Origin of the sequence: Amycolatopsis sp. NPDC051372, assembly GCF_040682095.1 — a bacterium.
Taxonomy (GTDB): domain Bacteria; phylum Actinomycetota; class Actinomycetes; order Mycobacteriales; family Pseudonocardiaceae; genus Amycolatopsis.
Genome location: NZ_JBFBAF010000040.1, coordinates 14,031 through 40,076, shown reverse-complemented (window position 1 = coordinate 40,076; position 26,046 = coordinate 14,031). Strand labels below are relative to the sequence as shown.

Genomic DNA, 26,046 nt, shown 5'->3' with positions numbered 1-26,046 from the left:
GGGCCCCATGAGCAGCGGGTTCAACGCCGCCGAGTACCTGCTGGCCCAGGGGCGTCCCGACGCACCCGCCGTCGTCTCCGCGCGGCGAACCCTGAGCTACGCCGAGCTGACCGACGAGGCCTACCGGGTCGCGTCGGGCCTGCGTTCCCTGGGCGTGCGCCCGGAAGAGCGCGTGATGTTCTGCATGGTCGACGACGTCGAGCTGCTCACGGGCATCCTCGGCACGATGCTGGCCGGCGCCGTCGCGGTGCCGGTGTCCACGATGGTCACAGGCCTCGAGCTGGGCAAGGTCCTGGCCGACTCGCGGGCTCGCGTGCTGTGCGTGTCCGGCGAGTTCGCCGCGCAGGCCGTCGGTGCGCTGGCGGCCGCGCCGGAGGTCACCGACGTGGTGCTGGACCGCGCGGAGGCGGCGGCGTTCCCCTCGGGTGTGGCCACGCACGCGTGGGCCGAATTGACCACTGTGGACGATCTGGACCTGGAACCCGCTCGCACGTGGGAGGATTCGCCCGCGCTGTGGCTGTACACGTCGGGCACGACGGGCCAGCCGAAGGGCGCGATGCACCGGCACGCGAGCATCCGCGCGGTGTGCGAGACGTACGCGCACTCCGTCCTGGCGACGACTTCGGGTGACCGGTTCCTGTCCGTGCCGAAGCTGTTTTTCGCCTACGGCTTGGGGAACTCCGCGTTCTTCCCGCTCGCCGCCGGTGGCACGACGCTGCTGGAACCGGCGCGGCCGACGCCGGCGTTGTTCGCCGCCCGCGCTCGCGCCGACAGGCCGACGTTGTTCTTCGGCGTGCCGACGTTCTTCGCCGGCGTGCTGGCCAGCGATGTGCCGGACGACTCGTTCGCCTCGGTGCGGTACGCGGTGTCGGCCGGGGAACCGTTGCCCGCCACCATTTTCACGCGCTTCCGCGACCGCTTCGGCGTCGAGATCCTCGACGGGATCGGCTCCACGGAAGCGTTGCACATATTCCTGTCCAACCGCCCGGGCTCGATCCGGCCGGGCAGCACGGGCACCGCCGTGCCGGGCTACGCCGTGGAGATCCGCGACGAGAACGGTGCTCTCATCGAGAGCCCCGGGCAGCCAGGCGAGTTGTTCGTGTCGGGCCCGTCGACGGCGATGGGCTACTGGGCGCGGTACGAGACCACCAAGCGCGTGTTCCAGGGCGAATGGTTGCGCACGGGCGACAGCTACGTCCGCAACGAGGACGGCACCCTGACTTGCCTGGGCCGCTTCGGCGACATGCTGAAGGCGGGCGGGATCTGGGTGTCACCGTCCGAAGTGGAGGAACGGCTGCTGCAGCACCCGTCCGTCGCCGAGGTGGCCGTGGTGGCCGCGCCGGACGCGGACGGCCTCGACAAGCCGGTGGCGTGCGTCGTCGCGGCGCCCGGTTTCGCCGTGGACCCGGATGTGCTGATCGACTTCTGCCGCGCGGGTCTGGCGGCGTTCAAGCGTCCGCGAGGTGTCGTGGAGTTGCCGGAGCTGCCGAAGACGGCGACGGGCAAGATTCGCCGCAATGTGATCCGCGACCAGGTGCGCGAGTCGCTGCTCGTGGTTCCCGCGAAACCGTGATCGACTGGCCGGCATGATCGACGGTCGCTTCGTGGTCGACGCCCACGTCCACACCCCCCGGCTGCCCACGCTCAAACCGGCCTGGATGGACTGGGCCCGCGACTTCGCCGGCACGTACCCGTGGCGCACGGTCTACGACGACGCGGGTTCGGTGATTCCCGCCGCGATGGACGAGCTGATGGACTCCGAGGGCGTCGACCGCGTGCTGCTGTTTTGCGAGTACAGCCCGCGCGCCACCGGCATCCAGCCGATCGAGGACAACCTGCCGCTGGTCGCGTACAACCCCGAGCGGTTTCGGTTGGTGGCCAACGTGAACCCGCACCTGCACCACCCGCTGCGCGACGAGGTGGCCCGCCAGCTGGACCTGGGCGCGGTCGCGCTGAAGCTCCACCCCGTCCACGGCGGTTTTTCGCCCGCGGACAAGGAGCTGTACCCCGTCTACGAGCTGTGCGCATCCCTCGGCGTGCCCGTCGTTCTGCACTCGGGCCTCTCGGTGTTCCCGGGCGCCCGCGCGAGCTTCGGCGACCCCGCCCTGCTGTCCGACGTGGTGGAAGACTTCCCTGCCGTGAACTTCGTCTTCGCCCACGGCGGCCGCGGCTGGTGGTACGACACCGCGGCCTTCATGGCCCAGTCGCGCCCCAACGTCTGGCTCGACCTCGCCGGCCTGCCGCCCAAGAAACTCCCGGACTACTACGCCCGCTTCGACCTGCCCCGGCTGGCGCGCAAGTGGATCTTCGGCACGGACTGGCCGGGCGTGCCGGGGACCGCGGTGAACGTCCGGTCGATCGCCGGGCTGGGCCTGCCGGAGGAAACGCTGGGGGACGTGCTGGCGGGTAATGCGCTGAAGCTTATGCCGGGGTTGAAGTAGCGCCACGTGCACCGGCGCGACCTGCGGATACGCGGAGTCGCCCGATTTGGCGGTCGTTCCGGTGATCGGGAGCCGGCGGGGGTGGTCACGTCGTCTGCATTGCGGACGAAAGGACGTGGGCATGGCCGAGGACGGGGAGTTGCGCCGGATTTCGGCGCTTGTCGTACGCGTGGTGGCCGCCGACCCGGGGCTGCGCGGCGACGCGGAGGACGCCTGCCAGGCGGCGTGGGCCGAGTTCCTCGGGCGCCCGGACGCAGTGCGCGACCGCGCACGCCTCGGCGCCTGGCTGGCCACCGTCGCCCGGCGCCACGCCATCCGCGCCGTCGGCCGGCGGGCGCGGGCCGCCGAGGTTGAGGCCGCCGTCGCGCCGGTGGACGCCGAGTCACCCGAAGCGGCTGCGCTGGACAACGACGTGGCCACCGCCCTGTGGCGCACGGTCGACAGCCTGCCCGACCGCCATCGACGGCTGGTGTGGCTGCTGGCGCACCGGCCTGAGCTGTCAGTCCGTGAGGTGGCGGCTGAGCTGGGGATTTCGCCGAGCAGCCTGGGCAAGGTGCGGAGCCGGTGTCTTGCGGTGTTGAGGTATCGGCTCACGGCGCAGGGGTACACCTACCCCTGACCTGCGGATCGGTGGATGCGGCCGACGCCCGGATCGGCCGACCGCGTACAGGCGGCGAAGGGTCGATCGCGGTCACAAAAGCCACCGGCGAAGCCTCCCTCAAACCGCAGCTCACCAGCCCAAAATCAATCCAACATCTCATGCAGGCACAAAACGTTCCCCTCCGAATCCGAGAACCACGCAGCCCTCTCCTGTCCCACCTGGGCCACATGGTCGACAGTCTTCAGTCCCTCCACGTCGACGTCCTGGAACCGCACCCCGCGCCGCTCCAGCACCGTCATCTCCGCCGGCAGGTCGACGACCTCGAAGCTCAACGCGGTGTTGGGGCTCTGCGCCCCCTCGGGCATCAGCCGAAGCCCGATCGTCCCGGCCCCCGCGGCGAAGTACTGCGTCCCGTCCTCGCCGGTGTTCACCGGGGCGAGGCCAAGGGAGTCGGCGTAGAAGTGGGCGGCGCGGGTGGCGTCGGACACCGGGAGCATGGTGGTGATGGTCGAGTCGGTAAGCATGTCAGCAGCATGCGCCGACCAGGCAAAACGTCGGTAGGGCGCGTTTTTCAGCCGTTGGCCGAGCGCAGGGTGCGCATGGCGGCGGCGAGAGCCGCCGCGTCGTCGCCCAGGGGGGTCAGGACGATGTGGCGCAGGATTTCCGCGCAGGCCGAGCGGGCCTTCAGGGCCACGTCGAGGCCGTGCTCGGTCAGGGAGGCGAACGTGACGCGGCGGTCGTCCGGGCTGGGGACGCGGCAGATGAGGTCCGCGGCGACCAGGCGGTCGGCGACCTTGGTGAAGCCGCCGCTCGACAGGGCGGCCTCGGTGGCCAGGCGGGTCATCGGCATGCGGTGGTCGGGTGAGCGCACGAGCCTGATCAGGATGTCGAACGACGCGGGCGCGAGGCCGAACCGATCGGCGATCTCGCCCATCAGCTTGTCCTGTGTCGCCAGGTAGCCCTCTATCACGAGGCCCCACCAGGTCACGATCTCGTCGTCGTCCGTGCGCGGATCAGGTGTCACGGCGCACACGCTACCGCACAGTCTCACCGGAATATATCTTGCGCGCGAGAGGTTTTGCGGGTTAGCGTAAGGCACCAGCACCCGAGGAGACCTGATGTCCATCAAAACCAGCGGGTTGCACCACGTCACCGCCATCGGCGGCAACCCACAGCGCAACGTCGACTTCTACCTCCGGACCCTGGGGCTGCGGCTGGTGAAGACGACGGTCAACTTCGACGACCCGGGCACCTACCACCTCTACTACGGCGACCAGTCCGGCAAACCGGGCTCGCTGATCACCTTCTTCCCCTGGTCCGACGCGCCCGCCGGCCGCCTCGGCACCGGGCAGGCGACGACCACGGCGTTCTCCGTGCCGGAGACCTCGCTCGGCTGGTGGCAGAAGCACCTCACCGAGCAGGGCGTGGAGACGAGCCAGATCCGCAACGCCGACAACGAGGAAACCCTGACCTTCCGCGACCCCGACGGTCTGCAGATCGCCCTCGTCGCACACCCGCAGGGCGACCCGCGCGACCCATGGGACACGAGGCTCGTCCCGGCGGAGAACGCCATCCGTGGTCTGCACTCCGTCACGCTGTCGGTGTCCAAAGAGGACGCGACAGCCGGCATGTTCACCGACGGCCTCGGCCTTTCCTTCCACAGCCAGGAAGGAAACCGCTTCCGCTTCGAGGCGGGCGAAGGCGGCCCGGGCGCGCTCGTCGACGTGCTCGTGACACCGGAGACCCCGCGCGGCCTCGTCGCCACCGGCACCGTGCACCACGTGGCCTGGCGCGCGCCCGACGAGCCAACGCAGGCGGCCTGGCGCGAGGAGCTCGTGGACAAGGGCGTCAACGTCACGTCCATTTTGGACCGCCAGTACTTCCGCTCCATCTACTTCCGCGAGCCCGGCGGCACGCTGCTCGAAGTGGCTACGGACGCGCCCGGCTTCACCTACGACGAGCCGCTGCTCGAGCTCGGTCGCGCGCTGAAGCTTCCGCCGTGGCTGGAACCGCGCCGCGACGAGATCGAGCACATGCTCCCCAAACTGAACCTCCCGAGCGAGAACAACCCGGAGCAGAAGTGAGCGCGTTCGAGCACAAGTACGCGGAAGGCCAGCAGGACAAGCCCGTGCTGCTCCTGCTCCACGGCACCGGCGGCGGCCCCGACGACCTGCTCGGCCTGGCCCGGGAGCTGAGCCCCGGCTCGGCCACGCTGGCCCCGGCCGGCCCGGTGTCGGAGTTCGGCGCCGCACGCTGGTTCCGCCGGCTCGCCGAGGGCGTCTTCGACTACGAGGACGTCGTCAAGCGCGCCAACGACCTCGCCGATTTCGTCCAAGAAGCCATCGAAAACTACGGCCTGACCGACCGCCGCCTGGTCGCCGTCGGCTTCTCCAACGGCGCCAACATCGCCGGGGCCCTCACGCTGCTACGCCCGGAAGTCCTCAGCGAAGCCGCGCTGTTCTCCGGCATGTCCCCGGTGCCCGAGCCGCCGAAGCACGACCTGTCGCACACGCGCGTCTTCCTCTCCAACGGCGAGGTCGACCCGATGGCCCCGCTGGCCTCGACGGACGAGTACATCCGGCTGCTCAAGGAACGCGGCGCCGACGTGACGATCCACCGCCAGCCCGGCGGGCATCAGATCACGCTCGACGGTGTGCAGGCGGCCCGGGAGTGGCTCGCTCGCTAGTAGGGTCGGTCCCATGACTTCTGGGGCACTCGAACGTGCGACGAACCTGCTGAGCACCACGATCCTGTCCGACGGTCACAACGACCTGCCGTGGGAGCTGCGGCTGCAGGGTGGACCCGACCCCGCAGCCGCGGCCGCGGCGCTCGACCTGACCGTGCGCCAGCCGTCGCTGCACACCGATTTCCCCAAGCTGGCCGACGGAAAGCTCAGCATGCAGTTCTGGTCGGTCTATGTGCCGTGCCAGCTCGCGGACGACAGCGCCGTCACCGCCGTGCTGGAGCAGATCGAGCTCGTGCACCAGCTCGCGCAGCGCTACCCCGACCGGCTGGAGCTCGTCACCACGGCCGACGAAGCCGAAGCCGCGTTCGCCGACGGCAAGATCGCGTCGCTGCTCGGCGCCGAAGGCGGTCACAGCATCAACGAATCCCTGGGCGTGCTGCGGATCCTGCGCCGCCTCGGCGTGCGGTACATGACGCTCACGCACAACTTCAACACCTCGTGGGCCGATTCCGGCACGGACGAACCGGCGCACAACGGCCTCACCGACTTCGGCCGCGAGGTCGTGCGGACGATGAACGAGATCGGCATGCTGGTCGACCTTTCGCACGTCGCGCCGAGCACCATGCGCGCCGCACTGGAGGTCAGCACCGCGCCGGTGATCTTCAGCCACTCCTCGTGCATCGCCGTGAACGACCACCCGCGCAACATTCCCGACGACGTCCTCGCGCAACTGCCCGGCAACGGCGGCGTCGCCATGATCACCTTCGTGCCCGCCTTCATCTCCCCGGCCGTCTCCGCGTGGGACGAGCAGCTCAAGGCCGCGATGGCCGCCGCCGGCCAGGAGTTCCGCGACCTCGGGCAGCGCGGGCGCTTCGCCGAGGCGTGGGTCGGGCCGCCCAAGCCGAAGGCGACCGTCGCCGACGTCGTCGCGCACGTCGAGCACGCACGCGAGGTCGCCGGTATCGACCACATCGGCCTCGGCGGCGACTACGACGGCGTCGGCACGCTCCCGGAAGGGATGGAAGACGTCTCGAAGTACCCGGTGCTGTTCGCCGCTCTGATGGAACGCGGCTGGAGCGACGAGGACTGCGCGAAGCTCGCCGGCCGCAACTCGCTGCGGGTGCTGCGCGAGGTCGACCTCAAGCACTGAAACACCGGTACTCACCCGTTAGGGTCGCAGAACCGGCGATCGGCTGACCGCGGGCGGACAATCAGGGCATGTCCCACGCGCGAAGTGACCACACAACCGGGGCCGCGGGCTCCGGGACTCCCGAGGTGCCGGGCGTCGGAGTGCCCGGGACCGAACCGATTCCGACCGATCCGACCACGACCTCGCCACCGACCAAGGCCGGCAAGCGCCCCACCCGGGTCAGCGGGGCCTGGATCGCGGCGGTCGTGGCCATCGTGCTGCTGGCGTTCCTGCTGGTGTTCATCCTGCAGAACCTCGACAGCGTCACGGTGCACTTCCTCGGCATGTCGGGCAGCCTGCCCCTCGGCATCGCGATGCTGCTGGCGGCGCTCGGCGGCATGGTCGTGATCGCCCTGGTCGGCGGGGCCCGGATCATGCAGCTGAAGAAGGCGACCCGGCGCGCCCGGAAGTGATCGGGCGCCGCCCGTCGTGAATGTCGCGGGCCGGCTGTGAAAGCCGGCGTCGCGACATCCCGCTCACAGAGCTGTGCCCGGAACCCGACCGCAAACGCTTGCGCGGTCGGGCTACGCGAAGACCGACACCATCTCGAGCACCGTCGCGCACGCGCTCTCGTCCCCCTTGACCGCCACGCGGTCCTCGACGTCGGCGGGCTTGACCGTGCGCGTGCACAGGCGCCAGAACGTGTCCGCGTCCGTGGCCACCGAAGCCAGCGGGCTGCGTGAGGTCGGTGCGCCGCGGTCCAGCGTCCAGCCCTTCGCCGACGCGCGAGCGGTCCACTGGCCACCGCTCGAGCCCGTCACGGTGTAGCCGACCTGACGGCCGCTACGCGCTTCGACGTCGCGCAGCGTGTGCGGCAAGGCGCGCATGAACGTGTCCACGACCGGCGCCCGGAACTCGGGATCGTCGAGCAGCGGGGCGCCCACGGCTTCGCGGATCTGCTGCTGGTGCACCCACAGCTCGGTGTACTCGCGCGCCACGTCGAGCCACATCGGCGCCGGTTCCGGGCCGGCCCACGTGACGGGCCCGCCCAACGCGTCGAGGTCGTGGCGCTTCCACATGTCGGTGAGCTGCGCTGTGCTGTCCACGAGCAGCGCGAACAGGACCTCGGGCGAGAGCCGGCGGCACGCGCGCACCCACTCGTCGTTGATCCGGTGCAGAAACGACGGGAACGGCTCGCCCTCGCGGGGCTCTTCGACGTGGTAGCCGTCGCGGTCCCGGGAAAGCCGCCCGAGCTTGTCGCCCAGGATGTGGGCGGCCACGTCGTGCACGGTCCAGCCGGGGCACGCCGTCGGCGCCGCCCACTGCCCGGCGTCGAGGTCCGTGAGCACGCTGACCAGTGCTTGTTCCTCGCGGGCGAACAGCGGGAGGACGTCGATCGGCGGTCCCCAGTGCGTCGCGGTCATGCGCGCCATCCAACACCACGCCAGACTGGCTACCCGCAGGTAGCATCAGCGCGGAACACGAGGGGAGCACGCCTGTGGACAGCCAGCGACCGAACGGCCGGGGCTCGGCCGAGGACGTGGCCAACGTCGCGCGCCGCGCCGGGCAGCTGGCCGGCTGGGCCGCGCGCGCCGGGTTCGGGCTCACGCGCAAGCTGCCCGGGCTCGACCAGGCCGAGCGCGGGATCCGCCACGTGGAGCGCAGCCTGCTCAGCGAGCTTCGCCGTCGCCTCGACGAGGTCGACGACCCGTACCACGCGGCGCTCACCGCGGCGTCGGCCATGAACCGCGGTGGCGGAGGCAGCCGCGTGGTCGAGTCCACCGTGACGCTGGTGCCCGCCCGCGAGCACGAAGAGCCGCTGCGCGCGGCGATGGCCGAGCTGCTCAACCACTCCATCGGCTTCGGCCGCGAGCGGGCCCGCGAGTACTTCTACGCGATCATCCTGCGCCAGCTCACGCCCGACGAGGCGCGCATCCTCGCCGCGCTGTCCGACGGTTCGCCGTTCCCCACCGTCGACGTCGCCGAGCGCACGAATCTCGGCAGCGCGGGCCGGATCGTGCTGCGCAACGCCTCGACCGTCGGCAAGGCGGCCGGGGTGTCGCTGCCCGACCAGGTGCCGGGTTACCTCACGCGGCTGATCGGGCTGGGGCTGGTCGACCTCGACGAAGAGGTGCCGGCGCTGGAGACGCAGTACGAGATCCTCCTGACCGACGAGACCGTGCGTGAGGTGGAGAAGCAGGTGAAGCGGGTGAAGGTGATCCGCCGGACCGTGCACATCTCCCGGCTCGGGGCTCAGTTCTGGCAGGCCTGCGACCCGAGCCTGGGCTAGCGTGGGCGCGTTCTTCTCGGGCCTGCTCGACGACTTCGCCCGCCACTGGCCGCTCTACGTTTCGATCCCCGTCGTCGCCGCCCTCATCGGGTACGGCACGAAGCTCGTCGCGATCCGCATGATGTTCCAGCCCGTGGAGTTCCTCGGGATCAAGCCGTTCCTCGGCTGGCAGGGCATCGTGCCGAAACGCGCGGCGCGCATGGCGAGCATCGCGTGCGACACGATGACCGAGCAGCTGATCAAGCCGGCCGAGGTCGTCGCGCGCCTCGACGCCGACCGGATCGCGCAGGAGATCGCCAAACCACTCGAAGCGGCGGTCGAGGACATCGTGCGCGAGGTCGCGGGCCACTACCAGCCGGGGCTGTGGGAATCGCTGCCGGTGGGCGTGCAGCGGCTGGTGATCCAGCGCGTGCAGACCGAGTCGCCGCACATGGTCAAGGCCGTGCTGGAGCTCATCAAGTCCGATGTGGACAGTGTGTTCGACCTCAAGGGCATGGTCGTCACCAGCCTGGTGAAGGACAAGCGCCTGCTCAACCGGATCTTCCAGGAGGCGGGCGAGCAGGAGTTCAAGTTCATCGCGCGCTCGGGGTGCGCGTTCGGCGGGCTGATCGGCGTGATCCAGATGGTGGCGTGGGTCCTGTTCAAGTTTCCGCTGATCATGCCGTTGTTCGGTTTGTTCACGGGCTGGTTCACCGACTGGCTCGCGCTGCGCATGATCTTCTACCCGCTCGAGCCGAAGCGGTACTTCGGCGTGCAGTGGCAGGGGTTGTTCCTGAAGCGGCGCGCGGAGGTGGCCGAGGCGTACGGCGCGCTGATCGCCAAGGAGATCATCACGCCGCACAACGTGATCCAGGCGATCCTGCAGGGGCCGCTGTCCGACCGGGTGCTGGCGTTGATCCAGCGCCAGCTCGACGTGGAGATCGGCCGCGCGGCAAACGTCGCGAAGCCGCTGCTGGTGTTCGCCATCGGCAGCCGCCGCTACCAGGACGTGAAGTTCGCGATCTCCGAGCAGATCATGGCGCGCCTGCCCGACACGATGCGCTACATCGAGGACTACGCCACCGACGCGATGGACATCCGCAACGTGCTGGTCACCAAGATGAAGGAGCTCTCGCCCGAGGAGTTCGAGCAGCTGCTGCGCCCGGCGTTCCAGCAGGACGAGTGGATCCTCATCGCGACGGGCGCAGTACTCGGGTTTTGTGTAGGGGAGGGCCAAGTTCTGCTGCTGGAGCACCTCGCTTCGTGAGCGCGCCGCTAGGGTGCTGCCGTCGGGACGGGACGTCGAGGGGTGCGGCATGGGCGAGGGAGCGGCTCCGTGGCCGCAGGAGATCCGGCTCGCGATGACCATGGTCGGCGGCGCGAGCCTGGCCGTGTGGATGAGCGGGGTGGCCGCCGAGACGTCGGCGCTGTTGCAGGCGTCGCGCTCTTCCGAGCCGAGTGGTGGGTACCGGAAGCTGCTCGACCTGCTGCGCGCGAAGGTGCGCCTCGACGTGCTCACCGGCACGAGCGCCGGCGGCGTCGGCGCGGCGGGGCTCGGGCTGGCGGAGGCGTTCCGGTCTTCGCCGGCGCCGTTGCGTGACGCGCTGCTGGCCGACGCCTCGCTGGCGAACCTGATCCGCGACCCGAAGGAAGCGCGGCCGCGCTCGCTGCTCGACGGCGACCAGTTCCTGGGTTGTCTCGACGGCGCGTTCCGCGCGATCGTCTCCGGCGGCACGACGCCGTCCGAGGCGCCGGACATGACGCTGCTGCTGCCCGGCACGATGATCGACGGCGAGACCGTGCGCTACGACGACGCGCTCGGCAACCTCGTGCGCGACACCGAGCACCGCATGCTGTTCCGCTTCGTCGGTCCACTGTGGAACAGCCAGGTCACGGCGCCGCTCGCGCTCGCGGCGCGCTCCACCGCGTCGTTCCCCGGCGCGTTCGAGCTGGCGCGGCTGCCGGTCGGCCCCCGGGTCGCGGACCGGCAGCACCCGGACATGACGGACTACACCGAGCTCACGCGCTCGCACTGGCTCACCGACGGCGGCGTGCTCGTGAACAAGCCGCTGCGCCCGGTGTTGCGGGAGATCTTCGAGCTACCGTCTTCGTCGGACGTGCGACGGCTGCTGCTCTACGTGGTGCCCACCGTCGAGCCCGAGGCGGCCGCGGTGCCGGTGGATCCGGCGAACCCGCCGCTGCTGGGCGCGGCGCTGGCGAAGGTCGTCTCGACGGTGATCAACCAGACGATCAGCTCCGACCTGGAGGAGCTCACTGCGCACAACGACGCAGTGGTCGCCACCCGCGACACCCGCGTTTCCCTTGCCGCGCTGGGACTTCGCGGCGGCGAGCTCGTGGACCACCGCGTGATGGCGGCCTACCTCGACCGGCGCGTCGCCGAGGACGCGGCCGAGCTGGTGCGCACGGCCACGCGGTACTATGAATTGTCTACTGTGGACAGCAAGGATCCGGGCTGGGCCACGGGGATGTCGACGGAGCTGCGCTCGGTGGCCGCCGAAGGTCTCCGGCACGGCATGCCGGCGAAGGCGCCGGGAGCCGGGTGCCAGGTCGAGGACCTCGCCGCCTTCCGCACCACGGCGCTCGACGATTCGGTTGCCACGGGCCTGCAGCTGGTCAACGCCGCGTTCCACCTGTGCCCGGACGGGCAGCAGGCCGCGACGCTCAACGACGTCCGCGCACACCTGCACGCGGCGCGCAGCAAAGCCGCGCGGGGCATCCGCATCTCGCCGTGGGTGGCGAAACACGAACCACCGGCCGCAGGCACCTCTGCGGCCGACTGGATCGGGCAGCTCGCGCGGGAATGGGCCCAGCTGGGCAAGTCGGACGCGTTGCGCGAAGCGTGGCCCCTGGTCATGGGCGCGCTGCGCGCCGCGGCGCCGGTGCTCCGGGAGCTGGCGAGCGCCCCGCTGGCGACGGCGGCGGTGCTGAAGATGAACGGGCAGACGCCGCCGCGGACCGACGGGGCCCGGCTGGACGCCGAGCTCGCCGACGTGGTGGCCGACGCCGTCGACACCGTCACGACGCTGATCGGCTGGTTCGGCCTGGCCGAGGATCCGGCTGTGGCCCCAGCGCAGTCCAAGGATCCAGCGCAGCCGGCGGTCGCAGTGCAGCCTGCGGTGGCAGCACTGCCCGCGGCGCAGCCCGCGGTGGCGGCGCAGCACGACGGCCCAGCGCAGGCCGCGGTCGCGGCGCAGCCCGGCGACTCGGCGCTGCACGCGGTGGCAGCACCGCCCGCGGTGGCGGCGCAGCCTGCGGTTGCAGTGCAGCCTGCGGTGGCGGTGCAGCACGACGACCCGGCGCAGGCTGCGGTCGCAGAGCAGACCAAGGGCCTGGCGCTGCCCGCGATGGCTGCGCAGCCCGCGGTCGCAGGGCGGCAGAAGGACCCAAACCAGCCCGAGGTTGCAGCGCAGTCCAACGACCCGGCCCACTCCGCCAACGACCACACCCTGATGTCACGCCTGATCCTCCTGCACGTCGCCACGCGCGGACTCCTCGCGCAACCGCCGTCGGTCGACCAGCGCGTGGACCTGGTGCAGGTCAGCGCCGATTCCCGCACGTTGCTCGACCTCGGCCGCCGGCGCGGCTGGGACAAGCTCACCGGCCTGCAGGCCGACTACTTCGGCGCGTTCTACAAGTCCTCGTGGCGCGCGAACGACTGGATGTGGGGCCGCGTCGACGCCGTCGGCTGGCTCGTGCAGTGCCTGCTCGACCCGCATCGGCTGCGGGTGCTGCGCAACGTCGTCGGTCCGGAGGCGTTCCGCGTCCAGGTGCGCGAGGCGTTCACCGCGGTCGGCTGGCAGCTGCCGAGCGTGGCCGACAACGTGCCGGCCGCGGACGTGCAGTCGCTCGTCGCGCAGCTCGGCGAGGAGCTCGCCTTCCTGGGCCTCGACGCGCAGCTGGCCGACGCGGCGTTCAGCGACGATCTGCCGACCAGCCTGCCGATGACGTCGATGGTGCTCGCGCGCGGTCGCCAGTTGGAGATCGCGCGCGAGGAGCTGCCGGTCGTCGCCCAGCAGGCGGCCGACGACGCGGCCGAGGGCAACGGCAAGCCGTCCGCGGTCTTCCGCACGATCATGGCCACGCCGCCCGCGGACGCCGCCGCGACGCAACGCGCGTTCCAGGCCTGCCAGGTCTCGGCCGAACGCTTCGAAGGCGAACGCGGCACGATGCTGCTCACCAAAACGCTCGTGAAGGCCGGTGCGACGGGCCTCAACGCCGCCGCGGGCGCCACCCGCGTGCCGACGTCGCTGCAGCCCGCCGCGAAGGTGGCCCAGGCGACCGGGCGCAGCGCGTGGTGGGTCACGCAGGGCGCGTCGAAGCTCGGCCGCCCGTGGAACCTCATCGCGGCCGCCGTGACGGCCGTGGCGGGCCTCGTGCTCGGCGGCAACGGCGGCCAGGTTCTGCAGTGGGTCGGCCCGCCCGTGGCCGCGGGCGCGGTCGTGTTCCTCGTGGTGAGCCTGCTGACGCTGAAACGCACGTGGCGCATGGTGCTCACGCTGCTGTGCGTGCTGGTGGTGTTGGCGTTGCTGTTCGCGGCGTTCCTGCCGCCGCTGGCGCAGCCGTTGTTCGGCTGGATCGGCACGGTGGTCGCGGGCTGGCGCCGCGGTGAGGCGCCCGTGTGGTGGCTGCTCGTGGTGCTGCTGCTCGTACTGCCCGCCGTGTGGACGCCGATCGCCGCACTGCGCCGCCGCACGCGCACACGGAGCACCCGGCGCCAGGTCAAGGGCACCGAGATCACCCGCCGCACCTGAGTGACCACCGCCGAGACGCGCCGTCTGGTCAGGGGGGCCGTTCGTCCGTCTTGCGCCGAACCGCGTGACGCGTCATGGTCGGGGGAGTACAGGACGCTCGCCACGGCGAGCGGTCCAAGCCCAGGTCTTGCCCCGAGACGCTGTCGATCAAACGTGTTTGTGGGGCTCCTCACCGGACAATCCACGTCCCCGCAGGTGAGCGGGGTGGGCGTGGCCCGCGTCGCTGGCGGCGTGAAAATTCTCTGTTACGTTTCCTGAGTATGTCCGGAAAGCACTTGATCGAAACCCCGACCAAGGCCGATGGCGCCGCCCTCTGGCGAATCGCACGCGATTCGCAGAAGCTTGATCTTAACACTCCGTACGCGTACCTGCTGTGGTGCCGCGATTTCGCGGAGAGTTCGGTGGTCGCTCGCGTCGACGGCGAGGCGGTGGGTTTCGTCATCGCCTACCGGAGGCCGTCCGAGCCCGACGTCGCGCTGGTGTGGCAGGTCGCGGTCGACTCTTCGCAGCGCGGGAAAGGCCTGGCCGGGCAGCTGCTCGACGCCTTGTACACCCGCCTGGTCGACGACGGGGTGCGGTTTCTCGAAACCACGATCACCCCTGACAACGAGGCTTCGATCCGGCTTTTCGCGTCGTTCGCTAAGCGGTGGAACGCCGGGTTGAAGAGCAGCAGGCTGTTCGAAGCCGAAGATTTCCCGGAAGATGGCGAAGGCGGGCACCTGCCCGAAGACCTTTACCGCATCGGGCCGTTGATCCGTCAATAAGCCGTCAATTTCGGGTCGAGTAGGAGCAGAGAAACGTCATGAGCATCTTCGAAGAGCTCGAATCGGAAGTTCGCAGTTACAGCCGGGGGTGGCCGGTCGTCTTCGACCGTGCGCAGGGCAGCTGGCTGTACGACGAGGACGGCAAGGCCTACCTCGATTTCTTCGCGGGTGCCGGCGCGCTGAACTACGGGCACAACAACCCGAAGCTCAAGGCCGCGCTGATCGACTACATCCAGCGCGACGGCGTGACCCACGCGCTCGACATGTACACCGTGGCCAAGCGCGATTTCCTGGAGGCGTTCCAGGAAAAGATCCTCGCGCCGCGCGAGCTGGATTACAAGATCGTCTTCCCCGGCCCGGGTGGCGCCAACGCGGTGGAAGCCGCGCTGAAGCTCGCCCGCAAGGTGACCGGCAAGGAGTCGGTCATCAACTTCACGAACGCGTTCCACGGCATGACGCTCGGTGCGCTGTCGGTCACGGGCAACTCGATGAAGCGCGGCGGCGCCGGTATCCCGCTCGTGCACGCCACCCCGATGCCGTACGACCGCTACTTCGACGGCACGATCCCCGACTTCCTGTACTTCGAGAAGCTGATCGAAGACTCCGGCAGCGGCCTGAACGAGCCCGCGGCCGTGATCGTGGAGGGCGTGCAGGGAGAGGGCGGCATCAACGCCGCGCGCCTCGCCTGGCTCAAGGGCCTCTCGGACCTGTGCGAGAGCCACGACATCCTGCTGATCGTCGACGACGTGCAGATGGGCTGCGGCCGCACCGGCCCGTTCTTCAGCTTCGAGGACGCGGGCATCAAGCCCGACATCGTCTGCCTGTCGAAGTCCATCGGCGGCTACGGCATCCCGATGGCGCTCACGCTCATCAAGCCGGAGCTCGACGTCTGGGAGCCGGGTGAGCACAACGGCACGTTCCGCGGCATCAGCCCCGCGTTCGTGACCGCCACCGAGGCGATCAACCTCTACTGGAGCGACGACGAGCTCGAGAAGTCCACGAAGGCCAAGGGCGAGCGCATCGCCGCCGCCTTCAAGGACATCGTGGAGGCCTACCCGGACGCCAACCTGCTGGCGAAGGGCCGCGGCCTCGCGCGCGGCATCGAGTTCGCGAACGGCGACCTGGCCGGCGCGGTGTGCAGGGAAGCGTTCGAGCGCGGCCTGCTGATGGAGACGTCCGGGCCCGACGGTGAAGTCATGAAGCTGCTGCCGCCGCTGACCCTGACCGACGACGAGCTCACGCAGGGACTGTCGATCATCAACGACTCCATCGCCGCCGTCCTCAAGTAGTCCCGAACAACAGGTAAGGAGCAACCTTTGCTGGTCCGCACGCTCAACGACGTCACCGACACCGACGCTGACATCAAGACGCCCAACTGGCGCAGCAAGCGCATCATCCTCGCCAAGGAGGGTCTGGGCTTCTCGGTGCACGAGACCACGCTGTACGCGGGCACGGTGAACGACTTCTGGTACGCCAACCACATCGAGGCCGTGTTCATCACCTCCGGCGAGGGCGAGGTGGAGAACAAGGCGACCGGTGAGGTCTTCCCGCTGGCGCCCGGCACCATCTACGTGCTCAACGACCACGACAAGCACCAGGTCCGGCCCAAGACCGAGATCAAGTGCGTGTGCGTGTTCAACCCGCCGGTCACCGGCCGCGAAGTGCACGACGAGAACGGCGTGTACCCACTCATCGTCGAAGAAACCGCCTGAGCCTTCCCGGCTGCTGCCGCGACCACCACGCCGAACGAATGCGAGAACCAGGAGGAGAGCAACTGTGACGCTGACGGACACCCGGGTCGAAGACGCGTACCCGACCCGGATCACCGGTACGCCGGAGCAACTTCCGCGCGTGCACCCCACGGTGTGGGGTACCGAGGCAGACGGTCCCATCGACGCCGCGACCCTGGCCAACCACGAGGCCAAGGGCTACACCGTCGACGAAGGCCTGCTCTCGCCCGGTGAGGTCCAGACGTACTGGCAGGAGCTCGTGCGGCTGTCCTCCGACCGGGAACTGCGGGCGGACGAGCGGGTGATCACCGAGTCGAAGACCGGCGAGGTCCGGTCCATCTTCGACGTCCACGTGATCTCGGACCTGATCGCGGAGCTCGTGCGCGACCCGCGGGTCCTCGACCGGGCCCGGCAGATGCTGGGCTCGGACGTCTACGTCCACCAGAGCCGCGTGAACTACATGCCGGGCTTCAAGGGCACGGGGTTCTACTGGCACTCGGACTTCGAGACGTGGCACGCCGAGGACGGCATGCCGGCGCCGCGGGCCGTCAGCTGCTCGATCGCGCTCACGGACAACTACCCCTACAACGGTGGGCTCATGGTCATGCCGGGCTCGCACCGCACGTTCGTGCAGTGCGCGGGCGAGACGCCGGACGACAACTACAAGAGCTCGCTCAAGGACCAGCGCGTCGGTGTGCCGGCCGAGGACGACATCACGAAGATGGCGGCCGAGTACGGCATCGACCAGTTCACCGGCACGGCGGGCACGGCGCTGTGGTTCGACTCCAACGTGATGCACGGGTCGTCGAACAACATCACGCCGTACCCGCGCTCGAACATCTTCCTGGTGTTCAACAGCGTCGAGAACGCGCTGCAGGAACCCTTTGCGGCAGCCAGTCCCCGGCCGTCGTTCATCGCCGGCCGCGACGCCACCCCGGTGCGCCGGTGACGAGGGTTACCACGGCGCGGCGGCGGGTCGCCCGTAGCCGTGAATGTGCACCCTGTTACTTTGTCGCCACTCCGCACGGGCCTCGTGGGTCCGCCGCGGAGGAGCTGTCCGTGGCAGTCCGGGTTCCTAGCTCGGGGTGAGCCCACCCGTCCCGCCTGGGCAGCATTGAGGTCGGGTGGACCGCGCCCCCTGGCGGCCCAGCCGACGTCACCGAGTCCGGCCCCGCACCATCAGATCGGGACTGATGGTGCGGGGCCGGATTCGTTTCGTCAGGGGGCGCGTCCGTTACGACATTCGGGCCACGGCCGCTGCTCGGGCGGGAAAACCGTGCGCACAGCCGGGGAAACAGCGACTGACACGTGGGTGTCCGGCGTGTGGAGTTCACGAAAGAGTTGTGTCTGTCAGCTCATCACCACGGTAGGTTGTCCCTCCTGGCGGGGGAGACGCCGGAAACCAACCGGGGAGGTGCGCGCGAGCATGGCCGAAAACGCGGGCGCGCACGTGCAGCTGCTCGGCCCCGTCACGCTCCTCGACGGTGCACGTGCAGTTTCCATCGGCGGTCCCGGTGTGAAAGGCCTGCTCGCGCTGCTGGCGTTGAAGGTCGGCAAGGTCGTGCCGCTCGAGGAGATCATCGACGCGCTGTGGGGCCACGACCCGCCCGCCACCGCGCGGACGATCGTGCACGGCAACGTCTCGCACCTGCGCCGCGTGCTGCGCGACCTGGGCGGTGACTCCGTCGCGGAGATCCTCACGAGCCCGCCCGGCTACCAGCTCGCGGTGGATCCGGCGCGCATCGACGTGCACCACGCCCGCGCTCTGCTGGATCGCGCCGTGCTGGAGCCGCCGGAGCACGCGTCGCCGCTGCTGGGCTCGGCTTTGGCTCTGTGGCGAGGGCCTGCGCTGTCCGGCGTGCCCGATTCGGTGCGGGCGCCCGAACTGGAGGACCTGCGCCTCGCGATCCACGGCGCGCGCGTGGACGCCGACCTGGAGCTGGGCCGCCACAACGAGCTGATCGTGGAGCTCAGCCCGCTCGTGCGCGCCGACCCGCTGGCCGAGCGCACGGCCGGGCAGCTCATGCGCGCGCTCTACTACGCCGGCCGCCGGGGCGACGCGCTGGAGCTCTACCGCACCGTCTCGCGCGCCACGCTGCGCACGCTCGGCGTCGAACCGGGTGGCGACCTGCGGTGGCTGCACGAGCGTGTGCTCAACGACAACCTGGACGTCGCCGTCCCCCAACCGTCCGCGCTCGTGAAAGCGCCTTCACAACTGCCGGCCGCGGTGCCTTCGCTCGCCGGCCGCGACGCCGAGCTGGCGTGGCTGGACGGCCTCGCCGAGACCGGCGGGAGCACCGTCGCGGTGGTGTCCGGGACGGCCGGCGTCGGCAAGAGCGCGCTGGTCGTGTGGTGGGCCCACCGTGCGGCCGCGCGCTTCCCCGACGGCGTGTTGTTCGCTTCCCTGCACGGTTTCGACCCGCGGCACGCGCCCCTGGAGCCTGCGGAGCTGCTCACGCAGTTTCTGCTCGGCCTGGGCGTCGCGACGGGTGACGTGCCGGAGCAGCTGCACGAACGCGTCGCGCTGTACCGGTCGCTCATCGCGGGCCGCCGCATGCTGGTGCTGCTGGATGACGCGCGTTCCGCCGAGCAGGTGCGGCCGTTGCTGCCGCCGGGTTCGCGGTCGATGACCGTGGTGACGAGCCGGTCGAAGCTCGAAGGCCTGGCCGTGTCGAACGCGGCGCGGCTGCGTGTTCTGGGCACTTTGGCGCCCGACGACGCGGTGCGCCTGATCGAAGAGCTGGCCGGGCCCGCGGACTTCGACCTGAACCACGTCCTGGCGCGCTTGTGCGGCTACCTGCCGCTGGCCCTGCGCATCGCGGGCGCGCGGCTGTCCGCCAGTCCACAGTGGACCGTTCAGGACCTCGTCGACGAGCTGGGCAACGAACGCACTCGCCTCGCCGCTCTGGAGGTCGACGGCGCCGACGACGGCGTGCGTGCTGCGTTCGACGTCTCCTTCCGCGGCCTCCCTTCGGACCTGGCGCGCCTCCTGCTGCAGCTCGGTGTCCTGCCGGTCCGCCGCGTCGGCCCTCACCTGGCGGCCGCGGTGGCGTCCATGCCCGTCGACCGCGCGCGCCGCGCCCTGCGCACCCTGGCAGCGCACAACCTGCTGACCGAGACCGCCCGCGACGTCTTCGCACCCCACGACTTGGTGCGGCTCTACCTGAGGGAGCTCGCGGAGTCCGAACTGGACAGTGGTTCGACGGAAGCGGTCCTGGTCCGCGCCGTGCACTTCTACCAGGCCGCCTCCGACACGGCCCGCCGCCGCATGCTGCGCATCGTCGACCCGCTCGACCTGACGAGACTGCTGCCCGCCGACGCCCTCCCGGCGCTGCACACGTTCGACGAGGCCCAGGACTGGTTCGAGGCCGAGTGGCCCAACCTCCTGGTGGTGCTGGACGCCGCGTATTCCGCCGCGTTGTACGGCGACGTCTGGCGCCTGGCACGGGTCTCGCACACCTACCGAGTGGTCTGGCCCCTTTTGGACGAGTGGACCCGCCTCGTCGACCTGGGCCTGGCCGCCGCCGAGGCTTCCGGCGAGATCCTCGGCCAGTGCTGGATGCTCATCTCCCGCTGCGCCATCGCCCTGACCTTCGAGCTGCCCCAGGCCCGCCCCGGCGACGCCGAACGCGCCCTGGACCTCGCCGTGCAGCTCGGTGACAAACGCTCCGTCACGGTCGCCAACATCCACCTCGGCAGCGTGCTGTCCCTGCTGTCCCGCCACGACGAAGCCATCTCCCGCCTGCTGGACGCCGTCGCCGAAACCGAGCGCACCGGCGACCTCGAGCTGCGCGGGCAGGCCCTGAACAACTGCGCCGAAACGGAGAAGCGCGCCGGCCGCTTCGAGGACGCGGTGGCGCACGAGCTGGCCTCGCTGGCGATCGACCGGGAGCTGGGGAACGACAGCTTCGCGGTGGTTTCGCTGAACAACCTGGCCGACCTGTCGCAGCGCTTGGGGGACTCGGCCACTGCGTCGCGTTATGCGTGGGAGGGGATCGATCTCGCGCACGCCCGGGGGTTCGACCTGCACGAGGCGATCCTTCGGGTGACTCTGGCACGGATCTTGCGCGCTTCGCCGGCGACGGCTGGGTCGGCTCGCGAGCAGTACGCCTTGGCGGCGGTGCTGTATGAGCGGGTGAATCCGGCTCAAGTCGCGGAGGTGCAGGCGGAGGCTGCTGAGCTGGGGTGGGCGGTTTGACTGGTTCGACCGATTCGCTGATCGCTCGGCTGGCTTGAGGGTGCCGGTTTTGGGTCGGTTCGAGATCGGTTGAAGATCGGCCCACGAGGCCCGCGCAAGAGGTTTCTTGCACAGCGTTCACCCGCATTTGTGCAGGTCGGGGATACCCTGGCTGGGCATACTTAGTGGTTTCTTAGCGTCCGGGGGTGTGGGCCGCGTAGGGTCGTAGGCGGTGTTGGCGGAGCCCTAGGGGAGGGGCAGGCTGTGAAGCCGGCGCCGCGGATCCGCAGTCGCGTGCGGCGGGTCCGGAAGAGCCGCCAGGAGCGGCTCGGTGGCGGTTGGCCGGCCGACTTGGGGGTAGGCCGGCCGGCCGCCAGGCCCCGAGGAGCACCTGGGGGCGTCATTCGAGCGGCGCGGGGTCCAGCGATCGAACTGGACGTCCCAGTGGGCTGTGCGAAGCCCGAGCCCGCCCCGAGCTCACCCCACGTTCGCCGTGCACAGTGCGATTGTCGAACCACTGCTGTCGGCCACCGTCTTGCCGTCCACGAGGATCGTGCAGGAGATCTGGTTCACGACGCTCGCGTTGGCGGTGTCGGCGGTCAGGCTGAGGATCGGGGTGCCGCCGCTGAAGGAGCCGTGGCCGTGCCACTGATCGGTGCTCGCGGGGGCCGACTCGGTGCGCTGGTCGTTGAGCGTGCCGTAGCGGACGGTGGCGCCGCCGGCGGAGGTGACGACGAAGTCGACGTTGTGTTCGTCGCCCGGGGTCGGCGGGATGTGGAGGTCGCCGGCGCTGCTGGTGCCGAAGACCGACGGGAACAGCACCATCGTGGCGGACAGCAGGGCCGCGATCACCGTGACGATCACCGCCGTCACCGCGATGCCCCGGCCGCCCGCTTTGCCGCGCGTGGCCTGGACCGTGCCGACGATCGCCAGCACCAGCCCGACGCCCGCGAGCGGCCACGCGACGAAGCCGTAGTCCGCCGCGATCGCCGCCGCGATCGCCGCCGCGATCGCGGCCAGGCCGAGAACCAGGCCGACGATGCCGAGCACGTTCGGCTTCGGCTTGGGCGGCGTGCGGTTCGGCGGCGTGGGCAGGACGCCACCGGGCGCGGCCGCGAGCCGGGGATCGGGCGGGATCACCCGCCAGGAGCCGGAGTCCGAGGAGCCGCCGCGGTGGGCGGAGGCGGCGGGTTCGGCTCGCCACGCGCCGGAATCCGAAGGTCCACGGGCACCCGCATGACGGCCGGCACCTTCGCCGGAAGATCCGGATCCGCCACCGCGTGAAGCGGCAGTGCGCGAATCCGCAGATCCCCTGCCCTGCCGTGAAGAATCCGCAGAATCATGACCCCCGGAGGCATCACGCGAACCGCCCCGCGCCCGGTCTTCGGAACCGGTGCCAGGCGGCGCGGAAGCACGTCCGGAAGAGCGGCCGTGGCGCGCGGGGGCGGGCGGGTGCCGCGGGTCGGGGGAGGTCATGCGTGGGGGCCTTCCGGGTCGAAGTGCGACGACGTTAACCCACGCCGACCAGTGGAAGGCGAAATCGTTACATAGCAGAAAACGTCATCTATTCACCTCGATGAACGCGCACCGGTCATTTACTATCCCGTGCCCCAGCAGGTGACCTGGTCGGCCTACCGAAACCACAATTGAGCATGCGCCGCGTATACAGATTATCGGCGTGATTGATGAACAAACCGCGCGAAATCAGTGGTCGAACAAGCTCACTTCGGGCGTGATCTCGAGCAGTTCGTGCACCGGACGGCCGCGGCGGCCGTCGATGGTCGTCGTCCGGACCACGCGCAGGCGGGCGGTCACCGGGCGGTCGAGGTTCTCCTTGATCTGGTCGAGCAGATCCTCGGCGACGGCACCCTGGATCGTGCCGCCGGACTCGCGCTCCAGATAAAAGATCCGCCGCCGCGTGCGGACGCCGTCGAGGCGGCCGGAGACGGTCTCGTAGCCCACGGCCTCGCGCGACTCGCGCAGGCTTTCCCTCAGGATCCGCGCCTGCTCGGTCGTCACGCTGCGCGTCACGTGCTCGCCCGTGGTGGGGGTGAGCGCCATGCCGATGCCGGCGTGCTTGCTCACCGCGTTGACGATGTCGCTCACCGCGTTGCGCACGGTGTCGCGCTGCAGCAGCACCGCGTCGAGCGCGCCGTCGTCGGAACCGTTGGCGGGCAGGAAATCGCAGAGCTCCTTGACCGCGCGCTCGGATAGCGTCTCGATGCCGTCGTGGATCAGCGCGTCGTCGAGCGCCGGCTCGGGGAAGCCGAAGAAGATCGCGTTGCCCGCCTGGCCCTTCTGGATCAGCGGCGCCTTGTCGCGGTCGGCCTGCTGGACGAAGGTGACCTCGTTGGACGGGTTGCGGATGATGTGCCCGATCTTCGCCGTCGCGTCCTGCAGCGCGCGGCTGATGTCGGAGAACGTGTACGCATCGATGTGCGTCTCGCCGATCACCGACACGTGCAGCAGCGGCGAGCGCGACGTGCGCTCGAACTTCGCGTTGGCCGCCATCGCCGACGCGCGCGCGAGGTCGTCGAGCCAGGTGCCGCCGGGGATCTCGTCGGCGATGCGCCGGAACTCGTTCCTCACCAGACCATCTCCGGGAACCCCTTGCCGCCTTCGGCCCACACGGTCTCCCACACGTCCTCGTCGCCGGGACGGCACAGGAACCCGTCGAGCATCCCGCCCACCGGCTGCACCTGCTCGAGGTACATCGCGGGCTGCCCGACGATGACTCCGCGCAGCGTGAGCAGGCCGTACAGCGCCGTTCGCCCTTCGTCGTCGAGCCGCTTGAGCGCGCCCCACTCGTCGGGCAGAAGCACCACGTCGAGGCCGCGCGGCGGGTGGCCCGTGCGCGTCACGAACGCGCCGCCGATCCACGCACGGCCTGAAGAGATCACCTGACGGGCGACGCCGAGGTAGCTGTTGAGCGCGCTGAACAGGATCTCGCGATCGTTCTGGTGCGGGGCGTCGAACACGAGCCGCTCGTAGACGTCGGCGAGATCGGCCTGGTGACGGCCCGGCGGCAGCAGGTTCTGCGGCGTCCAGTGCGGGAGCGCCATCGGACCTCCTGACCTCGCGAACCTCGACGAGAGGCCCACGGCTCCCGCTCACACCATTGCTCACAGTGCGTAGCCGAACTTACCAGGTGGGTGTCAGCCACCTCGCCCAGGTCGGCGCGGCGCGGACTCGCGGGGCTCGTCGTTGTGCGGCCACTCGTGCGTGGGCTCCTCGGCGGCCGGCCAGTTCAGGTCACCCGAGAGGTGCGCTTCAGGGTCCGGCAGTCGCCCGATGCGGTGGCCGGAGGGCTCGTCCGGGGCGTACGGCTCGTCCGGGTCCACCGCGGGGTAGTCGTTGTAGACCCGTTCGGGTTGCTCGTCGTAGTCGTAGCTCGGCACCGGGATGTACTGCGTCCGCTCGGTGTCGCTCGGCTCCGGGACGGCAGGCAACGAACCCGACGTCGAGCCCGCGCCCGCAGCCGCAGCGGCAGGCTCACGAGAACGCTTCGGCCGCCCCGCCCGCATGATCAGCCACATCACCAGCGCCCCCAGCAGGAACGCGACAAGCAGCCACAGCCAGATCTGCCCGAAGAGCCAGAGCATCCCCATCACCTCTCTTCGACTGTGATCTCGACGCGCCGGTCCCCACCTTCGCCCGGCGCGGCCGTTCCACTTCCCCGTACGAGCACCCGGTTGGCCGGCACTCCGCCGGCCGTCAGCAGTCGCATCACCGCTCGCGCCCGGCTTTGCGAAAGCCGGACCGCCGCCGCGCGCCCGCCCGGACCCGCGGCGACGTGCCCGGTGATCCGATAGCGCAGGTCGTCGGGCGCGCCCTTCAGCAGCTTCGCGACGGCGCGCGCCGCCTGCGTTCCCGCCGGCGTGAGTTGTGCGGTGTTCGGCTTGAACTCGATCGGCGCGTCCGCCAGCTGCGCGTCCAGTTCCTTCTGCACCCCGGCGCGATCGGTCGGCGGCGCGGACGAAGTCGTGGTCGGCGGCGCACTGCTGGTACTGGGCGGCGGGCTCGTCGTCGACGGCGGCGTGGGTGTCACGGACGGCGGCTTCGGCGCAGCCCCACCGGAAACCTCCGCGGACTCGACCCCTTCGACGCCCTGCACGATCCCCAGCGCACGCCCGGCCTGGTCGGCCGCGAAACCCGACAACGTCGCCTGCCGGCCCGAGAACGACACGTCGCCGCCCCGGATCCCGGCCGCGGCGAGCGCGGAGCGTGATCGTCCGGCGAGGTCGCCTTCGATCCCGTCAGCCCGCACCCACGTGGCCACCCCGGCGAGCACAGCCGTGACCAGCAGCGCGACGGGGATCAGGCGGAGCCAACCGCGAGCACCGGACATAAAGGGACCATAGGCCGGTCACGGCCCGTTGGCGACCTGGTCGGGCGCGCCATTCGGGTGGCGCTGACCCGAACCGGGACCGGGTCAGGACGCGGTGGCGTTGCCCTGGAAGTCGCGCACGTCGAGCTCCAGCGCGGCGGCCTCGGCCTGCACCAGCGGCGAGAGCTGCGGACGCTTCGGTGACAGCCCGTCACCCATCGACTCGCCCTTGAGCTGGCGGCGGATCCACGGCAGCAGGTGCGCCTTGGTCCAGTTGAGGTCCGAGCGCCGCGAGGTGATCCACGTGGCCGGCTCCGTGGTCGGCGGGTACGGCTCGCGCCAGTCCTCGATCACGGGCAGGCCGAGCACCTCGGCGGTCAGCAGTGCGATGCGGCGGTGCGCGTCGGGCGTGAAGTGCAGGCGGTCGTCGCTCCAGGCACGGCGGTCGTGCAGCGGCCCCATGGTCCAGAGGTCGACCATCTTCGCGCCGTGGCGGGCCGCGATCGCCCACAGATACGTGTTGTAGATGCCGATCTTGCCGCGCAGCACGCTCATCACCGAGAGCGCCTTGGTGTCGGGGCCGTTGAAGATCACGACCGGGATGCCGGCCTCGCGCAGCTTCACCACGCCGGCCTCGAACCGGGCCGCGATGGCGTCGACGTCCGCGCCCGGCACGATCACGTCGTTGCCGCCCGCGCACAGCGTGACCAGGTCGGGCTTGATCTCGAGGGCGATCGGCAGCTGCTCGTCCATGATCTCGTCGAGCATCTTGCCGCGCAGCGACAAGTTGGCGTACTGGAAGTCCGGCCGCCCCGCGGCGAGCATCTCGGCGAGCCGATCGGCCCAGCCCCGGAACGAGCCGTCGGGCAGCTCGTCGTTGAGGCCTTCGGTGAAGCTGTCACCGATGGCCACGTAGCTGTCGATTCCGTACACGCTGGGATCCCCTTCCCCGGACTGACCGCGCCTCGCCCGCGTTAAGTTGTACACCACAACTAACAATCGGACGTCCCCGTATCCTTCCCGGCTGCCACCCCTGATTCAGCCGGAAGACACAGTCTCTTATCTTGTCGTCTCCTCGCGCGCCCGTATTACGCGAACTTCACCTCGATCCGGGGTGATGAACCGCTCAGTTGAGCACTTATCGGACACG

At 70.2% G+C, this 26,046-nt stretch carries 24 protein-coding genes; 15 read left to right on the top strand and 9 right to left on the bottom strand.

Going from position 1 to position 26,046, the window contains the following annotated elements:
• Positions 1-7 precede the first annotated feature (7 nt).
• The 3 genes from AB0M56_RS42415 to AB0M56_RS42405 all read left to right on the top strand — a co-directional run bounded on the left by AB0M56_RS42415 (position 8) and on the right by AB0M56_RS42405 (position 3,060).
• Complete coding sequence (locus AB0M56_RS42415; RefSeq protein ID WP_364186913.1) at positions 8-1,573, top strand: benzoate-CoA ligase family protein; 1,566 nt, start codon at positions 8-10, stop codon at positions 1,571-1,573.
• A gap of 13 nt (positions 1,574-1,586) precedes the next feature.
• A complete protein-coding gene (locus AB0M56_RS42410) occupies positions 1,587-2,441 on the top strand; it encodes an amidohydrolase family protein (RefSeq protein WP_364186911.1) in 855 nt (284 codons plus the stop codon).
• Between the two features lie 121 nt (positions 2,442-2,562).
• Positions 2,563-3,060, top strand: a complete 498-nt coding sequence (locus tag AB0M56_RS42405; RefSeq protein ID WP_364186909.1) for a sigma-70 family RNA polymerase sigma factor — start codon at positions 2,563-2,565, stop codon at positions 3,058-3,060.
• 125 nt (positions 3,061-3,185) lie between these two features.
• On the opposite strand, the gene AB0M56_RS42400 is transcribed toward AB0M56_RS42405, so the two are convergent.
• Positions 3,186-3,566, bottom strand: coding sequence for a VOC family protein (locus AB0M56_RS42400; protein ID WP_364186907.1), 381 nt, complete (start codon positions 3,564-3,566; stop codon positions 3,186-3,188).
• Positions 3,567-3,613: 47 nt separating this feature from the next.
• Positions 3,614-4,066, bottom strand: a complete 453-nt coding sequence (locus AB0M56_RS42395) for a MarR family transcriptional regulator (protein ID WP_364186904.1) — start codon at positions 4,064-4,066, stop codon at positions 3,614-3,616.
• Positions 4,067-4,160: 94 nt separating this feature from the next.
• Between AB0M56_RS42395 and AB0M56_RS42390 the strand changes: the two genes are divergently transcribed.
• The 4 genes from AB0M56_RS42390 to AB0M56_RS42375 all read left to right on the top strand — a co-directional run bounded on the left by AB0M56_RS42390 (position 4,161) and on the right by AB0M56_RS42375 (position 7,330).
• A complete protein-coding gene (locus AB0M56_RS42390; RefSeq protein WP_364186902.1) occupies positions 4,161-5,126 on the top strand; it encodes a ring-cleaving dioxygenase in 966 nt (321 codons plus the stop codon).
• Entirely contained in the window at positions 5,123-5,728 is a 606-nt protein-coding gene (locus tag AB0M56_RS42385) for an alpha/beta hydrolase (RefSeq protein WP_364186899.1), read from the top strand. Before AB0M56_RS42390 ends, AB0M56_RS42385 begins: the two co-directional genes overlap by 4 nt.
• A 13-nt stretch (positions 5,729-5,741) precedes the next feature.
• Positions 5,742-6,878, top strand: a complete 1,137-nt coding sequence (locus tag AB0M56_RS42380; RefSeq protein WP_364186897.1) for a dipeptidase — start codon at positions 5,742-5,744, stop codon at positions 6,876-6,878.
• A 68-nt stretch (positions 6,879-6,946) separates the two neighbouring features.
• Positions 6,947-7,330: a lipopolysaccharide assembly protein LapA domain-containing protein gene (locus tag AB0M56_RS42375; protein ID WP_364186894.1), complete on the top strand. Its 384-nt coding sequence runs from the start codon at positions 6,947-6,949 to the stop codon at positions 7,328-7,330.
• Between the two features lie 111 nt (positions 7,331-7,441).
• Here AB0M56_RS42375 and AB0M56_RS42370 read toward each other — a convergent pair whose 3' ends face one another.
• Entirely contained in the window at positions 7,442-8,290 is an 849-nt protein-coding gene (locus AB0M56_RS42370) for a maleylpyruvate isomerase family mycothiol-dependent enzyme (RefSeq protein WP_364186891.1), read from the bottom strand.
• Between the two features lie 65 nt (positions 8,291-8,355).
• Here AB0M56_RS42370 and AB0M56_RS42365 point away from each other — a divergent pair, with 65 nt between their 5' ends.
• The 8 genes from AB0M56_RS42365 to AB0M56_RS42330 all read left to right on the top strand — a co-directional run bounded on the left by AB0M56_RS42365 (position 8,356) and on the right by AB0M56_RS42330 (position 20,590).
• Positions 8,356-9,147 carry an Abi-alpha family protein gene (locus tag AB0M56_RS42365; protein WP_364186888.1) on the top strand — a complete coding sequence of 264 codons (792 nt, stop codon included), beginning with the start codon at positions 8,356-8,358 and terminating at the stop codon, positions 9,145-9,147.
• Position 9,148: 1 nt separating this feature from the next.
• Complete coding sequence (locus AB0M56_RS42360; RefSeq protein ID WP_364186886.1) at positions 9,149-10,393, top strand: DUF445 domain-containing protein; 1,245 nt, start codon at positions 9,149-9,151, stop codon at positions 10,391-10,393.
• 49 nt (positions 10,394-10,442) lie between these two features.
• The gene (locus AB0M56_RS42355; protein WP_364186883.1) at positions 10,443-13,898 is read left to right on the top strand and encodes a patatin-like protein; all 3,456 of its coding nucleotides are present in this window, start codon (positions 10,443-10,445) and stop codon (positions 13,896-13,898) included.
• Between the two features lie 260 nt (positions 13,899-14,158).
• The gene (gene ectA, locus AB0M56_RS42350; RefSeq protein WP_364186881.1) at positions 14,159-14,662 is read left to right on the top strand and encodes a diaminobutyrate acetyltransferase; all 504 of its coding nucleotides are present in this window, start codon (positions 14,159-14,161) and stop codon (positions 14,660-14,662) included.
• A 38-nt stretch (positions 14,663-14,700) separates the two neighbouring features.
• Positions 14,701-15,951, top strand: coding sequence for a diaminobutyrate--2-oxoglutarate transaminase (gene ectB / locus AB0M56_RS42345; RefSeq protein ID WP_364186878.1), 1,251 nt, complete (start codon positions 14,701-14,703; stop codon positions 15,949-15,951).
• 27 nt (positions 15,952-15,978) lie between these two features.
• On the top strand, positions 15,979-16,374 hold the full coding sequence (locus AB0M56_RS42340) for an ectoine synthase (protein WP_364186875.1): 396 nt from the start codon (positions 15,979-15,981) through the stop codon (positions 16,372-16,374).
• Positions 16,375-16,438: 64 nt separating this feature from the next.
• Positions 16,439-17,341, top strand: a complete 903-nt coding sequence (gene thpD / locus AB0M56_RS42335; protein ID WP_364186872.1) for an ectoine hydroxylase — start codon at positions 16,439-16,441, stop codon at positions 17,339-17,341.
• Positions 17,342-17,818: 477 nt separating this feature from the next.
• On the top strand, positions 17,819-20,590 hold the full coding sequence (locus tag AB0M56_RS42330) for a BTAD domain-containing putative transcriptional regulator (protein WP_364186869.1): 2,772 nt from the start codon (positions 17,819-17,821) through the stop codon (positions 20,588-20,590).
• Positions 20,591-21,046: 456 nt separating this feature from the next.
• Here AB0M56_RS42330 and AB0M56_RS42325 read toward each other — a convergent pair whose 3' ends face one another.
• The 6 genes from AB0M56_RS42325 to AB0M56_RS42300 all read right to left on the bottom strand — a co-directional run bounded on the left by AB0M56_RS42325 (position 21,047) and on the right by AB0M56_RS42300 (position 25,829).
• Positions 21,047-21,709, bottom strand: a complete 663-nt coding sequence (locus AB0M56_RS42325; RefSeq protein ID WP_364186866.1) for a hypothetical protein — start codon at positions 21,707-21,709, stop codon at positions 21,047-21,049.
• Positions 21,710-22,273: 564 nt separating this feature from the next.
• Entirely contained in the window at positions 22,274-23,158 is an 885-nt protein-coding gene (locus AB0M56_RS42320) for a hypothetical protein (RefSeq protein ID WP_364186863.1), read from the bottom strand.
• A complete protein-coding gene (locus tag AB0M56_RS42315) occupies positions 23,155-23,631 on the bottom strand; it encodes a hypothetical protein (RefSeq protein WP_364186861.1) in 477 nt (158 codons plus the stop codon). The genes AB0M56_RS42320 and AB0M56_RS42315 overlap by 4 nt, the downstream gene beginning before the upstream one ends.
• A gap of 93 nt (positions 23,632-23,724) precedes the next feature.
• The gene (locus AB0M56_RS42310) at positions 23,725-24,171 is read right to left on the bottom strand and encodes a LapA family protein (protein WP_364186858.1); all 447 of its coding nucleotides are present in this window, start codon (positions 24,169-24,171) and stop codon (positions 23,725-23,727) included.
• A 5-nt stretch (positions 24,172-24,176) separates the two neighbouring features.
• On the bottom strand, positions 24,177-24,917 hold the full coding sequence (locus AB0M56_RS42305; protein WP_364186855.1) for an OmpA family protein: 741 nt from the start codon (positions 24,915-24,917) through the stop codon (positions 24,177-24,179).
• Positions 24,918-25,001: 84 nt separating this feature from the next.
• The gene (locus tag AB0M56_RS42300; RefSeq protein WP_364186853.1) at positions 25,002-25,829 is read right to left on the bottom strand and encodes an SGNH/GDSL hydrolase family protein; all 828 of its coding nucleotides are present in this window, start codon (positions 25,827-25,829) and stop codon (positions 25,002-25,004) included.
• Positions 25,830-26,046: the final 217 nt, after the last annotated feature.